Raw genomic sequence first — 15,261 nt, 5'->3', positions numbered from 1 at the left:
AGTGAGGTTATACTGACAAGATAAAAATTGCTATAACGGCCAGCACCAGCCCGATGGAGAGCATCGCTCCTGGTACAATCCCATAAATTGCCAGTGACAGAATAATAGTGATGAGCGGTGCGAGACCTGTAAGCGGCGTGACAATGATCGCCTTGCCATACCGCAGGGCATAAACCAGCGTAAGCGCACCAACAGAATTTAAAATATGTACCATGGCTGCCAGCCAGGGTCCTTTAAATCCCCAATTGACCGCCACACTGAAGTCGGTCATGAAGAAAGCGACAGGCGAAAGCAGAACAGCAGTAAGCGCCATATAAAAGAAAATGCTTTCGGCCTTCATGGTTTCATTTGAGAATTTCATCACATAAGCCTGCAGCCCCCAGGCAGCAAAGACCAGCATTGCCAGTAACAACCAGAGGTATCCATGTACGATGGATTCGCCAGGTTTCTGGTACGACAGGAAATATATGGCCACCAGGGCAATACTGATACCGCTCCATTTTAATAAGGTGGTTTTTTCTTTGAGCAAGATGACCGACAGCAGTATGGTCAGGGAGGGATAAAGTGAAATGAAAGGGAATATGATATAAGCCGGGCCTTCGCGGAGGGCCTCGAACAGAATCAGCTGTCCTCCAGCGCCAAGGAAACCTATTGTTGACCCAAGAAAAATGGATCGCTTATCATATTCAATTTTCCACCCTGCCAGACGCATAGCCACAACGGCACATGGGATCATTGTAAGTGACCAGACTATATAGCCCAGTGTGGGAGGAAATCCGGCCTTTTGCGGCACTTCAATCAGGGCACCCCATACTCCCCAGAAAACAGTGGTGATGATGGCATACGACAGCCATAAACGGGATGATTTCATGAATTAGTTTTTCAAAATACTAATGCATCAATAATTGGTTCACTCTCTTTTTTGCATTGGCCGGTTCAGGGAGTACCTTATCGGCATCTTGCCAAATGTACAAGAACCGATCTCTTTGATGAATTCGCCGTTGAACCGCCTGAGCGCAACCTGTTGTATCTCCCTGTTTTTGGCAGGGATCTGCAGGGCTACTAATTCATCTTTCGACATCAGAGCCGAATAACCGACAATATCGGTGAACATGATGGCGGCGAGTTTTCTCTGTTCTTTCATGTTTGCAAATTATCCAATCATATTACCGGATAAAAGTCTGTAAAGTGGTCGTTTTTTGTCATATGATATATTTTACTCTTTCGGTTTAAGCAATTCCCTGAAAGGTTGATAATCTTGCAGCGGTTCAAAATCTATGTCTCGGTGTATATTAATATCAAATGCTTTTCCCTGGGCGAAAGATTCCTGCAGCAGTTCCATTGCCTGCGCTAACTCACCAAGCTGGGCAGCTATACGGGCACGCCAACAGGTGTGTTGACCAAATAAATACGGGCGGTCTATGCGCTTCAGTTTTTCCGTAATATTCATGGCTTTTTCCCGTTCCCCTTTTCGTGCTGCCAAAGCTCCAAGATAGCCGAGGTAATCAATGTTTTCAGGATATTCTGCTGCCAATTGCTCATATTCTGTTTGCGCCTCCTCCCAGTTTTCGGAAATATAAAACCCAAATGCAAGGTATTCACGAACATCCACACTGGCAGTCCGGTTCCGGTACCATTCAACGGCTTTGCCGGCATATTCATGTGCTGCCTGAGCATATCCATGCGCACGAAGCTCCAAAGCCGCCTCGATGATCACATCGCCCACGTTTCCGGATCGTGAAGAAATGGTATGACACTTATCAATGACTTTTTTAATTTCCTCAACCTGTCCTATTGCTGCAAGTGCACGCACTTCATCGGCATATAACAAGAGCCAATCGGGATAATATTGCTGTCCTTTCCGAGCTTCCACCAACTCCTGCTGATAGTTGCCCAAAAGGTGAAGCGCCATGGTCAAGACTCCGATTCGCCACACACCTAAATCAGTAGTGCTCTGATAAGAATAGGAGATATCTAATTTTGCATACGTTTCAACAGTAATCCCTGGTTTGTTTAAGTTGACCGCTAAAAATCCAATTTCGTAATTGATTTCCCAGTCACCGGGAGAAATGTTTTCCGCAAGACGTAAATGACGCAGGCATTCAGCCCAATTGCCATTCAGATATGCGATTTGAGAATCAAAGTAGTGGCTTTCAAAAGGTGAAAGCCGCTCTCTGATTCGATTGATGATCTGAAGAATTGAATCAGCCCTGGTATATTCACCTAAATTTATATAGGCATAGGCTAATTCGAACTGTGGTGGACAGAAAAGCGAATCCATATTGATTGCCCGAATTAAGTGCTGAATGGCCCCTTCAATATCCTGGCTGTAAAGCCCCATCCCTGTTATATATTCGCTGTATACATCTTTATTAGGAGGTTTCGAAATAAAGCGAACATTTGAACGGAAATGATACTCCAATCCACCAATGATTTCACTGCTTAATTTTTCAATGATTTCCATCGGCTTCTGCAGCGATCCGGTAACTGCAGGCAGTGAATAAATAAGGCTGCCATCCTTAACATTCTTAACCTCAGCCTGAAATTGCAGTGTTTCTTTCTGCAGATAATAAGATCCGGACACCATAATATCTGCTTTTGCCCCCTCGGCAAGGTGCGATAAATAATTATTATGCTGTTTTCCGCTGGCAGGAGGCGATACCGAAGCTGATATTTGCAAAACCGTTGTAGTCGGTACAACATTGGCATCCACTGATTGCGAAAGACCCTGGGTAATCCAGTCGGCTGCCATTTTGCCCAGATCATCCAACGAGGCGTCACCGGTGCGGTTCTCAAATATTGCCACCACAATTCGTTGCTGAATGGGTTTTGATTTCGGTTTCGGTAAAAGAAACACAAGTAAGCCAACGGTAGTTAATAGTATGACACCGATCCCCAATAGCAGGAGCACTTTCGGGATCCGAATTTTTTTCTCCCCTTCAATTTTAATAGGTTTAGCCTGTTCCGATGGACGGGTGACAGGCTTTTTTATCAGTTCTTGAGCCCCCGTATCAATAGAATAAATCTTTACCGGGTGGTCGATATTCTTCAGCGTCTTCTCTCCGACAAATTCCACCTTGATATTATGCTTATTTTTAATGTCTTCATAAACCCGTTCCGAGACATAAATCCCTCCCGCTTTACCACCTGCCTCAATCCTGGAAGCTATATTGACACCATCACCAAAGACATCATTATCTGAAATGACAATATCTCCGATATGGATACCAATGCGCAGCTGAAAAAAAGATTCACGATTTACTATATTTTGAATATCTATGGCACAACTAACTGCATCCCATGAACTTTGAAAAATAGATAACGTCCCATCTCCGATCTCTTTGATGAATTCACCATTAAACCGGCTGAGTGCCAACTTCTGCAACACCCTGTTTTTGACAAGGATCTGCAGTGCTACTGATTCATCTTTCGACATCAGAGCCGAGTAACCGACGATATCGGTGAACATGATGGCAGCAAGTTTTCTCATAGGGTTAGCTCATACGACGTTTTGTCTTTTTTAAATATAATATGGTTTTACTAATTATTTTTCTAGTCCTACTTTTTTCATCAATTCAACGAACCGCGGATCTCCCCGTATGGGGTCAAAGTTCGGATCAATTTTCAGATACAACATTCCATAATCATGTTTCTCGATTGCCCGATTAAACCAGACAAATGCCTGATCTTTTTCACCAATACCAAGGTAGAGTGCTCCAATGAGATATGAGGATATATATTGTTGTTTTTCCAACTGTTCGAATTTTCTTAATATTTTCTTAGCTTCTTCCTTCTGTCCCAATAAACCGTAAGTATAACCGAGATAAGCGATATATTCAAGACTACTGTCAGAAAGTTCAATAGCTTTTCTAACTTCCAGGATCGCGTCGCCGCCTTTCCCTTTGAGGAGATATAATTGGCCCAACACAGCATGCGCCGTTGAAAAATTCTGATCAATTTCAAATGCCTTCATGATCTGCTGGATCCCTTCATCGTATCGATGCATTCCAGCGAGAAAATAAGCCATGACGACATATAATATAGGTGCCAGAGGATCAAGTTCTTGTGCTTTCTTTATTTCACTTAATCCATCATTAAATCTTCCCATTTCCACAAGAAATTCTCCGTACCAATGATGTCCAGTGGGATAGTTTGGATTGAGTTCCAGTGCGCGTTTAAATTCCTTCTCGGCATTAGTCCAATCCCAATCATTTTTAAATATAGTTGCAAGTGTTGTATGAGATTCTGCAAGAGTTTCATCGAGAGCGAGTGCTTTACGAGCGGCAACCTGGGCTTTATCACCCGATTCTTTTGGTGCCATAAAAAAGTAACCACCCATTGTTATATAAACGTCAGCAAGTCCAGCATATGCAATGGCATAGGATGAATCCTTCTCTATAGCTTGGTTAAAATATTGAATCGCCCTTTCAAAACCTTCTCTATTGCGTTTATTCCAATAGAAGCGCCCTTTGAGATAAAGTTGATATGCTTCCATATTTTCTGTCTGTTTCTTTTCTATCCGTTCCTTCTCTTCAGGTAATAGCCTGTTTTTAAGTGCGGTAATAATCGCTGAAGCAATCTCATCCTGAATAGCAAACACATCTTTCAGTTCACGATTATAGGTCTGCGACCAAAGATGGTAACCATTATTAACATCAATGAGCTGGGCACTAATGCGGAGTTGGTTGCCGGATTTTCGGACGCTTCCTTCAAGAATTGTTTTGACATTCAATTTCTCTCCGATATCCCGGACATCAATCTCTTTCCCTTTGAATGAAAAAGCCGATGTTCTGGCGACTACTTTCAACTCGGGGATTTGTGTCATTACATTGATCAGCTCTTCTGACATGCCATCGCAGAAATATTCCTGATCTTTTTCAGGGCTCAGATCAGTGAAAGGAAGCACAGCAATCGAATTCGTCCAGATAAATTCACCTTCTTTTTTTACTGATTCCTCCGTATCGGATAAGGATTTTTTTATTCCTGGTTTTTTATGGGATAATAAGTACCCCACTGAAAGGATAATAGCAATAATTATGGCAGCAGCAATTCCAATGTAAAGTTTACGGCCTGAGCTTACACGAGGGATATTGTGCTGAACCTTTTTAAATTGAGAATGGGTTTCTTTGGCTGACTTCTGCTGCTCTAAAATGCTTTCGGCACATTCGGAAGTAATTGTATAAATATTAACAGGCTGATCAATGTTTTTCAGCGATTTTTCCCCAATGCATCTTGCTTTTATCCCGGTTTTGTTTTTGATATCATTATATACTATTTCAGAAATAAAGATGCCTCCGGGCTCACATAAAGCCTGAATCCGGGATGCGATATTGACACCATCACTAAAGACATCATTATCTGAAATGACAATATCCCCGATATGAATTCCGATGCGCAGTTGAAAAGAAGATTCACGATTTACTATATTTTGAATATCAATGGCACAGTTCACCGCATCCCAGGAACTTTGAAAAATTGATAACGTCCCATCACCGATCTCTTTGATAAATTCACCATTAAACCGGCTGAGTGCTGACTTATGTAACTCCCGGTTCTTCTTAAGGACTTGCAGAGCTAAAGATTCATCTTTCGACATCAAGGATGAATAACCGACTATATCGGTGAACATAATGGCAGCGAGTTTACGCATTGTTTAATTTTTCAGACTTGCTTTGTCTTTGAAACCTGAAAGTCTAATATTAACTGCAAGTATTGAATCAGTTATAAAGATATGAATTTCCTCAATTGTAATAAAAAATCCAATCATTCTCAAACCTCAAAATGCTCCCACTCGTACTTCACCCGTTCGATTAGTTTTTTGAACCGCTCCTCTTCGCGAATATTGTCAAGATACGGATTTCGCTCGAGCTCCGGGTAATTGATGAAGCCTCTCTCGACCGCATTCTCCAGCCAATCGAGGGATTCCCTTCTCGCATCGATCAGGGCGAGCAAGGTTGCGACAATGTATGACCATTGATGGTCCCTTCTGCACGTTCTCTCGAAGTCGGGGGTCATTTCCCCGAATGCCTCTTCTCTGTTCTTGAGTAGTCCGTACTTCAGCAAGAGACCGAACTTCGTGAAGACACTATTCGGAGCCGCCTGTGCACTGTGGTCAATAATGGAAAAGGCCTCATCGATCTGCCCAGCATACGCTAGGGTCCAAGCATAGAAAAACCGAACAACAAGATTCTCCGGATCAAATTGATAGTGTTGACGGAATTGCTCGACGGCAAGCTTGTATTGACCATCGAAGAAGAATAGCCTTCCCTGGAGCCAATAATTCCATGGATCAAGCGGATCGATTTGCCTGACTCTCTGCACGAATGGAATTGCGGCGGCGAGCTTCCCGACTGACATCGTTGAAAGGCCCGCGAGAAGTATCAGCGCATCAACATAATTCGGATTCACAGCCAGCGCCATCTTGAGTTGGCGTATGTGCGCGCGCACATTTCCGTACACCCACCCGTTGATCATTCCAATAATAAAATGCGCCTGCGGAGATTCTGGATCCAGGGCCAAAGCCTTTTGAGCATGTTTTTCTGCTTCCGCGATATACGCCTCCTGCCCGGCGCCTATATTCACATATTGCCAATAAACAAACGCCATGGCCGAATACAGAAGGGCATTGTCGCCCAGAATGTCTAGACCCTTCTGGAGGTGGTCGAGGGCGCTGTCGAGAGAGCTCTTGTTGAACCGCCAGATTTCGGCGTTCGCCTTGAGATAGCATTGATACGCCGCGACATTGTCAATAGGCCGCTCGGCTATTTTCTGACTCTCTTCAGGCGTGAGCTTGAGCTTCAGAGCGGCGACAATCGAGCGGGAGACCTTCTCTTGAACATCGAATACATCATCCAGCGTGCCAGAGTACTTCTCGGCCCACAGGTGAGCATCACTCGCCGCGTCGATCAATTGCGCAGTAATCCGCAGACTGTTCCCTGCTTTCCTTACACTTCCTTCAAGGACATACTGCACGTTTACCTCTCGAGCGATCTCTGGAATCTTCTTCTTCGTCCCTTTGAACGTCATTGCAGAGCTGCGGGAGATCACTCGAAGAGAACGGACATTCGATAGATCAGAGATCACTTCCTCCGTCAATCCATCGCTGAAATACTCCTGGTCCGGATCAGGACTCAGGTTATCGAAAGGCAATACAACGATCGACTTTTCTTTTTTATCGGTCAGATCACTAACAATTAACTCCGCTATTTCAGTACCCGGTTTTCCTGTAGTAATAGAATAGATCCTGACAGTGTGGTTGATGTTTTTCAACGATTTCTCCCCGACATATTCTGCTTTAAATCCTTTTTTGTTTTTCATATCCTCATAAACCCTTTCGGAAACAAAAATACAGCCGGGTTTGCCCAGTGATTCGATTCTGGAGGCAATGTTAACCCCTTCGCCAAAGACGTCATTTTCTGAAATGACAACGTCTCCCATGTGGATGCCGATACGGAGAGTCATGGATGATTTGCCGGTTATTTTCTGGATCTCAAGAGCACAGCTCACCGCATCCCATGAACTTTGAAAAATTGATAACGTCCCATCGCCGATCTCTTTGATGAATTCGCCATTGAACTGCCTGAGCGCAGCCATTTGTATCTCCCGGTTTTTATCAAGGACCTGCAAGGCCAAAGATTCATCTTTCGACATCAGAGCCGAGTAGCCAACAATGTCGGTAAACATGATAGCGGCGAGCTTACGCATTATCAGTTAATATTATTAATTGCAAATCAGTTCTAAAGATATGTTGTTATCAGAACTATTCAAAGGAAATATTAAAAAAAATAGTTGTTGAGCAGTTTTAATTAATCCTTTTCCGATATTTGAATAGAAAAAATGATCGGTTTCAACTAATATTTATCGCTATTCCGGCAACACTCCTCAACGAATCCGAGAAAATCACCCGGCAGCATTACAAAATCTTGATAATGAGCTGGGCAGGATGGATCTTTGACTTTTATGACCTGATCCTTTTCACTTTTCTATTGATTCCTATATCAAAAGAATATGGTTTCAGTGACATGCAGATGTCGTACATTCTAGGTTCCACATTGGCTGCGACTGCTGTCGGCGGGGTGATATTCGGCATGTTATCCGACCGTTACGGGCGAAAGGCAGTGCTTCAGTGGACAATAGTGACTTATAGTGTGGGTACATTTTTTTCAGGTCTTGCAGGCAGTTTCTGGTTCCTGATGATCTTCAGGGTGTTGACAGGATTGGGTGTCGGTGGTGAATGGGCTACAGGACAGACTTACGTTGGCGAAACCTTTCCTGCAAATGTTCGCGGACGGTATTGTGCATTCATGCAGACAGGTGCTCCCCTGGGAATCGCGCTGGCATCCATCGTCGGCGGCCTGATCTCCCCTGTCATCGGATGGAGGTCATGTTTCTTTATATCGGTATTGCCGGCATTGCTTGTCATATATATCAGGAAAAAATTGCCCGAATCTGACCTGTGGATCCGGCAGAAAGAACTCCTTAAACAGGGCGGAATCGCTGTAAGGAGAACTGTTCCGGTTGTTAAGAATAAGTTTCTTGAGCTTTTTTCAAAGGAACATCGCAAGTACTTTTTGCTTGCATTGATCTTGGCCATTTTTGACATGACCGCCTACTGGTTTACTTATTCATGGATGCCGGGATACTTGCACAGCCAAAGGAATTTCACACTGACTAAATCGGCGTTGTGGATACTCGTTACCCAAACCGGCGGATTTACAGGGTATTTCTTTTTCGGTTTTATAGCCGATAAACTGGGAAGGAGGCCTGCCTACAGTATATACTCCGTCATCATGGCCCTGGGATTAGTGATGATTACTGTCTTTTGGGACAGCGTGGTGATGTATCCTCCCATTATTCTTGGATTCATGTTCCTGGTCGGATTTGGTACCGGCATGTTCGGTGGATATGGATCACTGTTTTCGGAACTCTTTCCGACATCCATCAGAAGCACAGCCATGGGCTCTGCATTTAATCTTGCAAGGGGAATTCAATTCTTTACGCCTGTGGTGATTTCACTCATAGCCACAAAATATGGTCTGGGCGGTGGTATATTCCTGGCAGCTATTTTTGCCTTACTTACGGGGATATGGGTATGGACATTCCCTGAAACACGCGGAAGGAAATTGTATGCAGACAGTTTCGGGTGATAAGTTTCTTCAAGAGAATTACCAGGTCACGTAAACTTAGGAAGCCTGATTGTCAGTTTATCCTTTTGGCATGCCCCGCCCACTCTTTTTCACGCAGGACATATTTCTGTACTTTACCAGTAGAGGTTTTAGGCAAGTCACAAAATTCAACAGATGCAGGACATTTATAATGTGCAATCTGTTCGCGGCAGAAGGCGATGATTTCTGCCTCAGAAGCCATAGCATCATTTTTCAGTGTGACAAAAGCCTTAGGCCGTTCACCCCATTTTTCGTCAGGGATAGCGACGACAGCACATTCCAGCACGGCCGGATGTCGCGCTACGGCTTGCTCTATCTCAATAGTGGAGATATTTTCTCCACCTGAGATAATGATGTCTTTGAGCCTGTCGCGTAGCTCAATATAACCATCAGGATGCCACACGGCCAAGTCACCCGAGTGAAACCAGCCTCCCTTAAATGCATCGCTGGTTGCTTCCGGGTCATGAAAATATTCTTTCATCACATTGTTACCGCGCATAACCACCTCACCGATGGTCATGCCATCTCGGGGAACATCATTCATATAGGCATCGACAACCCTGACAATTTCAGCGGTCAGATAGGCCTGACCCTGTCGTGCGCGAAGACGTGCCTGTTCTTCAGATGGAAAACTATCCCAGTCATGATGCCATTCGCATATCGTGATAGGTCCGTACGTTTCAGTCAGCCCATAAACATGAACAGGCTTAAAGTTAAGGGTTTTGATTTTTTCAAGCAGCGTAGGCGAAGGTGGTGCTCCGGCAACCGTTACGGTCACCGGATGGTCCAGTGGCCGGGCTTTGGGATGATTCAACAACATGATCTGAACGGTTGGAGCCCCGTTAAAGTGTGTAACTCCCTCATTCTTTATCAGATCCCAGATAAGTTCAGGGTCGAGTTTACGAAGACAAACGTGTGTGCCGGCCACTGCGGTCACAGCCCAGGTGAAACACCAGCCATTGCAGTGAAACATAGGTAGCGTCCATAAGTAAACAGTGTTAAAGTTCATTCCGGTCTCAATTACTTCACCAAGGGCATTGAGATATGTCCCACGGTGTGTAAAAAGCACGCCCTTCGGCCGGCCAGTTGTACCTGAGGTATAGTTGATGGAAATTGGCTCATTTTCATCTTCAGGTCCCATTTCAGGCGGTTCATCTGTGGCCTGTTGGAGGAAAAGTTCATAGGGATCATCCGCCATGCCGGTGTCGGCCACTATTATCACCTGGATATTTGGGTTATCTAAAGTGCTAACCAGCGGCATGAATTCTGCATCAACGAATAAGAACCGTGCGCCCGAATGATCCAGAATATAGGCGATCTCATCGGAGTTCAAACGGGTGTTAATGGCAACAAGAACACCTCCGGCAGCTGGAACAGCAAAATGCGCCTCAAGTAACGCCGGAATATTCGGACATAAAAATGCCACACGATCATGTTTTTGTAATCCACCATGCCTTAAGTGCGATGCCAGACGATTGACACGCTCTGCAAACTGGCGGTATGTATATCGCCTGCTACCATGTATAATTGCCGGTTTATCGGGAAAGACATAGGCGCTTCGCCGTAAAAAACTGACAGGCGAAAGCTCGCTGCGGGAAACAGATTTTGTGCTATTTTGCATAACTAAAAATTACTATTTTTATCAGGTCGAATATAAAAAAAAATGTTATGTCTTTGGATATTCGGGGAATTAAAGTTAACGGCGGTATGAAAAAGAACATTTGTCTGTTAGTTCTTTTGTTATTGCCGGTCTTTTTACTTTTTGGTCAGTCACAGAGCTGCAAAAGTGGATACGTCAATCTTGAAAAAGGCCGGATTTACTATGAGGAAAAAGGACAGGGCACGCCTCTGATCATGATTCATGGCGGAGGCCTGGATAATCGTATGTGGGACGACCAGTTTGATGTGTTTTCCAAAAAGTACCGTGTTGTACGTTATGATGTCCGCAATCATGGCCTTTCAGAAACAGAAGGCGGAATCTTTTCTTATCATGAGGATCTGGCAGCATTACTGGATAGTCTTGGTATCTCCAAAGCCATCCTGATGGGCTTGTCAATGGGTGGATTTATCGCCATTGACTTTACCCTGGCTTATCCTGACAGGGTTCTGGCATTGATCCCGGTATCGTCAGGACTCACAGGTTATGATATCAATGATCCACAGGTCAAAGAATATGAAGACAAAATGAGGCAGGCTGCCGAGGCCGGCTACCTGAACGGTATTATTGAATATATGCAGCGGTCCTGGACAGATGGCCCCTACCGCTCACCATCGGAAGTGAATAAAAATGTTCGCGAAAAAGTCAGGCAGATGCTCTTTGGAACCTATAGCACATGGAACGGGGATGCTGAAATGAAGAGACTTGATCCTCCGGCTGTTGAACGCTTACAGGAAATACAGGCACCAACGTTAGTTGTCGTCGGAGAACTTGACATGCCCAGCATACTTGCTATCGCCGATCTGATTGAAAAAGATGTACCCGGTTCACAGAAAATTATCATCAAAGGAGCTGCCCACATGGTCAATATGGAGAAAACAAAAGAATTTAATGCAGTAGTAAAGAAATTCCTGTCAAATCTCTGAAAAAGCATTCTCCCATTGGAACGTGTGACCTGGTATTTTGCCACTCACTCTGGTTTTCTTCAGTTTTTACCGATATTCACCATTCAGGGTCATTAAATTATTGTGTAGGGCTATGTCTGGTTGGAATAAAAAGTGTAATTTTATTGCCCTTAGGATACAACAGGCTTATACCTTTTGGTGAAGTCCATCCTTCAGCATATAATTTTCACCCATGCAATTGATGACCCGATCCTTTTATGTTATCAGGCGTACTGAAATGATTGCCACTTATGTAGTCATGTGCTTTATCCTGGTCATTGATAAAATAACCTGGCGTTTTGGCCGGCCATATACTTGTGCCGGAATTGATTATCAATGGATACGTCCCTATTTGGAACCAGGCATGATCATCCTGACCCGTAAAAATTTCAACTTATCGAATCTATTTATCAAAGGCTATTGGAAGCATACATCCATTGTAACTGACAGGGAACATATTATTGAAGCAACAAGCGAGGGTGTGATAAAAACATCTGTTTACCGGTTGCTGTCAAAATCGGACGATCTGGTCATATTAAAGCCACTATTTTGTGATCACCTCAGCATGATGAGAGCATCCGAAAAGGCGGAAAAAGTACTGGGGTATCCGTATAATTTTCTTTTCAGGAAGGAAAACGGGTCGTTTTATTGTTCTGAACTGGTTTGCTGGGCCTATACAACGGTGATCCCCATGGGCAATTCCTGGGAGATGATGAGATGGTATCATGAAGGAAAATACATCTATCCACACTATCTTTATGAAACGAAATCTATTTGGGAAGTCGTGTATGAAAGTACTGGCTGATGCTGCATTGCCGTATTCATTTCGGTCATTTTGCAGCGAAATGTCATTCATATTCGGTAAAATCCATTAAATCCCTTTCAACTCCTGTTACATACCAAAAGTAGGATTTCATCTATAAAGATGCCTGTCTTGTCGAATTTATTTGATTAAGTGATAATCATCAAATACTTTTGAATACTATCATCAGAGAAGATTATTCAGTGATGAATAAAAAATCCCCGGAACGAGCCGGGGATCAGTCATGAAGCATTTTCATGTAAGGCTTGCCACCATTTAACATGAAATGTAAGTGCAAAGATAAGAAAAATTAAGAAATATCCTACATTAATTTTTGTTTCCCAAAATCGTCTATTATTTCATGTGAACCCAGAGGGTTCACATGTTTGTAGAAATTGGCGCGGTATTGGAATGTTCGACCCCGCAGGGTCGGTTGTTTTATCTGTTGCCGTTCCATTCTACCAATATGCGATGCCTACGGCATCGAGTTCACCCTTTGAAACGTAGATAAGAAAATCCATATGCAGGCATCTGTATATCCGTCAGGCCACGCTTTCTTTGAATTTCTTAATAATTTCAAACTCCTTTTTCTTTGTAAGAATCTCTTCTTCAATATCATAATCGTCCTGCAGTCCTAGCCAAAATTTAGCTGAGTTGCCAAAATAATTACTTAACCGCAAAGCCGTATCAGCAGTAATCCTTCTGTTACCTTTTACTATTTCACTGACCCTGGTTTGGGGTATGTGCAGGTCTTGCGATAACCTGTAAGCTGAAATCTTCAAAGGAATCAGGAACTCCTCCTGCAGGATTTCACCGGGATGAATGTTTTCAAGTCGTTCCATTATATAATATATTAATGATAATCAATTATTTCAACGTCATAAGAATGACCTTTTTCCCATTTAAAAATAACCCTCCATTGATCATTGACGCGGATGCTATAAAAATCTTTCAGCTTTCCTTTTAGGTTTTCAAAATTATTGGATGGAGGCAACCTCAAATCGTTCAAATCAATTGAATTGTTTAGCATTCTCAACTTTCGCCTGGCAATTTGCTGAATTTCAGACGGTAATTTACTGGATCTGAAGCCACTCCATATCTTTTCAGTTTCTTTGGAGCCGAAAGATTGAATCATAATAACGTATTACAATACTAACGCCAAAGGTAAGTAGTCTTTTTAATATACGCAAGTGAAAAATGTGACTGAACACAGAGTGATGCTTCCGGCATCGATTTCAATCCTTTGAAGAGTGGACTATCTATAGCCCCGTGCAGGCCGGGAGATGAAGCATGAAGAATGAAAGATATACGATGAAAAATTCTTCATTTTGTATGCTTCATTCTTCATCCTTCATTTTATAGCTCCCATCCGTGAGCATTAAGGTGGTTGTATGATTGTTCTTTGGAGGTCATTTGGGAAAATTTAGCTATCAACTGGCGCGAAGAACCAGTACCGAGAAAATGTACACTATACCCGAAACCCTTATTTACATTGGTTTTGTGCGCTTGTTGGGTGCCGTTGAAATTAATTTTTTACTTTAATTCCTCAAACATTATTTTCAAAGTTTCTTTTTTCTTTTCTGAGTAAGAATATCCTTCTTTTTCAAGTTTCAATAGCCCCTCCATCCCTTTATTTAAAATAGGTTTAATTTGTTTTGCTTGATCAAGATATTTCTTAGCGTTTTGTTTATCATTTTTATAATAATAAGCCAGAGAAATGCCAAGGGTGGCATCTACCAAAACTCTATTGTTTTCAATCTTCAAACAATTATTAAATTTCTCAATAGCTTTATCGTAATTTTCTTTTCCCATGTAATAATAACCAAGATTATCAAGCAAGCCAGGGTCGTTTGCATCATTTTTTAAAGCTCTTTCTGATATTTCAATTGCTGCATCGTAGTTCTTTTGAATAAAATAAATCAATCCTAAATTTTGATAGGCCGTGGCATATTTTGGGTCGAGTTCGATGGCTTTTGAATAATCCGAAATGGCGCCCTGATAATCCTGCATCGCTTTTTTAGCTATGCCCCGGTTGTAATAGGCCGTGGCATATTTTGGGTCGAGTTCGATGGCTTTTGAATAATCCGAAATGACGCCCTGATAATCCTTTAGATCATCTTTAGCTATGCCCCGGTTGGAATAGGCCTCTTTTGATGGTCCAGTTTTTTCAATGTCTTTAGTAAAACATTCAATTTTTTCCTTTGGATTTTTTGCGTCAAGACCCTTTTGAAACCAATAATCATTCTGAGCATTAATCAAAAATGGAATAAAAAATATTAATAAGATTATCGTTGATTTCATAACTAATCAATTTTTTGTTTATAAAATTAATAGCACATCAGTCAATTATTTCAATGCCGCCCAACTATTTAGGATTTCATCTGCAAATTACGAAAAAAATAAATATTAAAAACAGATCGATGTTATTTGCAGATAAATCTGAGTTGAACGAAGCCGACTGTAAATCAATAAGATTACCCGTGTGAAAGCAATATTTAAAAAAACTTATTAATAAGGCACTTTTAGGATGTACAACAAGTTAAATAGTGTCTTATATAATACTCCCCAAAATTCAGACCACTGGTTAAGTTGAAAAAACAATTAAATTTACCAGTGATATGAAAAAAAGAAGAAGAAAATTTACAGCAGCCTTTAAGGCGCAGGTGGCCATTGAAGCGCTCAGGGAGCGTGAGA

General features: G+C 42.5%; 12 protein-coding genes. 3 read left to right on the top strand and 9 right to left on the bottom strand.

What is annotated here, in order from left to right; all coding sequences use genetic code 11:
- Positions 1–7 precede the first annotated feature (7 nt).
- From NT175_09605 to NT175_09585, 5 genes are all read right to left on the bottom strand, one after another.
- Complete coding sequence (locus tag NT175_09605; protein MCX6234959.1) at positions 8–871, bottom strand: DMT family transporter; 864 nt, start codon at positions 869–871, stop codon at positions 8–10.
- 39 nt (positions 872–910) lie between these two features.
- Positions 911–1,144 (bottom strand): hypothetical protein, encoded by a 234-nt coding sequence (locus tag NT175_09600; GenBank protein ID MCX6234958.1) that lies wholly within the window; start codon positions 1,142–1,144, stop codon positions 911–913.
- Between the two features lie 72 nt (positions 1,145–1,216).
- Positions 1,217–3,490, bottom strand: a complete 2,274-nt coding sequence (locus NT175_09595) for a hypothetical protein (protein ID MCX6234957.1) — start codon at positions 3,488–3,490, stop codon at positions 1,217–1,219.
- A 54-nt stretch (positions 3,491–3,544) separates the two neighbouring features.
- Complete coding sequence (locus NT175_09590; GenBank protein MCX6234956.1) at positions 3,545–5,650, bottom strand: hypothetical protein; 2,106 nt, start codon at positions 5,648–5,650, stop codon at positions 3,545–3,547.
- 119 nt (positions 5,651–5,769) lie between these two features.
- A complete protein-coding gene (locus NT175_09585; GenBank protein ID MCX6234955.1) occupies positions 5,770–7,704 on the bottom strand; it encodes a hypothetical protein in 1,935 nt (644 codons plus the stop codon).
- A gap of 119 nt (positions 7,705–7,823) precedes the next feature.
- Between NT175_09585 and NT175_09580 the strand changes: the two genes are divergently transcribed.
- On the top strand, positions 7,824–9,146 hold the full coding sequence (locus tag NT175_09580) for an MFS transporter (GenBank protein ID MCX6234954.1): 1,323 nt from the start codon (positions 7,824–7,826) through the stop codon (positions 9,144–9,146).
- A 52-nt stretch (positions 9,147–9,198) separates the two neighbouring features.
- On the opposite strand, the gene NT175_09575 is transcribed toward NT175_09580, so the two are convergent.
- Entirely contained in the window at positions 9,199–10,785 is a 1,587-nt protein-coding gene (locus NT175_09575; GenBank protein MCX6234953.1) for an acyl--CoA ligase family protein, read from the bottom strand.
- An 86-nt stretch (positions 10,786–10,871) separates the two neighbouring features.
- Here NT175_09575 and NT175_09570 point away from each other — a divergent pair, with 86 nt between their 5' ends.
- Positions 10,872–11,747: an alpha/beta hydrolase gene (locus NT175_09570; GenBank protein ID MCX6234952.1), complete on the top strand. Its 876-nt coding sequence runs from the start codon at positions 10,872–10,874 to the stop codon at positions 11,745–11,747.
- Between the two features lie 220 nt (positions 11,748–11,967).
- Positions 11,968–12,570, top strand: coding sequence for a YiiX/YebB-like N1pC/P60 family cysteine hydrolase (locus NT175_09565; protein MCX6234951.1), 603 nt, complete (start codon positions 11,968–11,970; stop codon positions 12,568–12,570).
- A gap of 539 nt (positions 12,571–13,109) precedes the next feature.
- Here the strand turns inward: NT175_09565 and NT175_09560 are convergent.
- The 3 genes from NT175_09560 to NT175_09550 all read right to left on the bottom strand — a co-directional run bounded on the left by NT175_09560 (position 13,110) and on the right by NT175_09550 (position 14,868).
- Entirely contained in the window at positions 13,110–13,409 is a 300-nt protein-coding gene (locus NT175_09560) for a HigA family addiction module antitoxin (protein ID MCX6234950.1), read from the bottom strand.
- Between the two features lie 11 nt (positions 13,410–13,420).
- Entirely contained in the window at positions 13,421–13,702 is a 282-nt protein-coding gene (locus tag NT175_09555; GenBank protein ID MCX6234949.1) for a type II toxin-antitoxin system RelE/ParE family toxin, read from the bottom strand.
- Positions 13,703–14,100: 398 nt separating this feature from the next.
- On the bottom strand, positions 14,101–14,868 hold the full coding sequence (locus NT175_09550; GenBank protein ID MCX6234948.1) for a tetratricopeptide repeat protein: 768 nt from the start codon (positions 14,866–14,868) through the stop codon (positions 14,101–14,103).
- Between the last annotated feature and the right edge of the window lie 393 nt (positions 14,869–15,261).

Source organism: Bacteroidota bacterium (assembly GCA_026391695.1).
In the GTDB taxonomy this organism is placed as follows: domain Bacteria; phylum Bacteroidota; class Bacteroidia; order Bacteroidales; family JAGONC01; genus JAPLDP01.
Note: the sequence above shows the minus strand (reverse complement) of the source record. Positions and strands in the feature narration are given on the sequence as shown.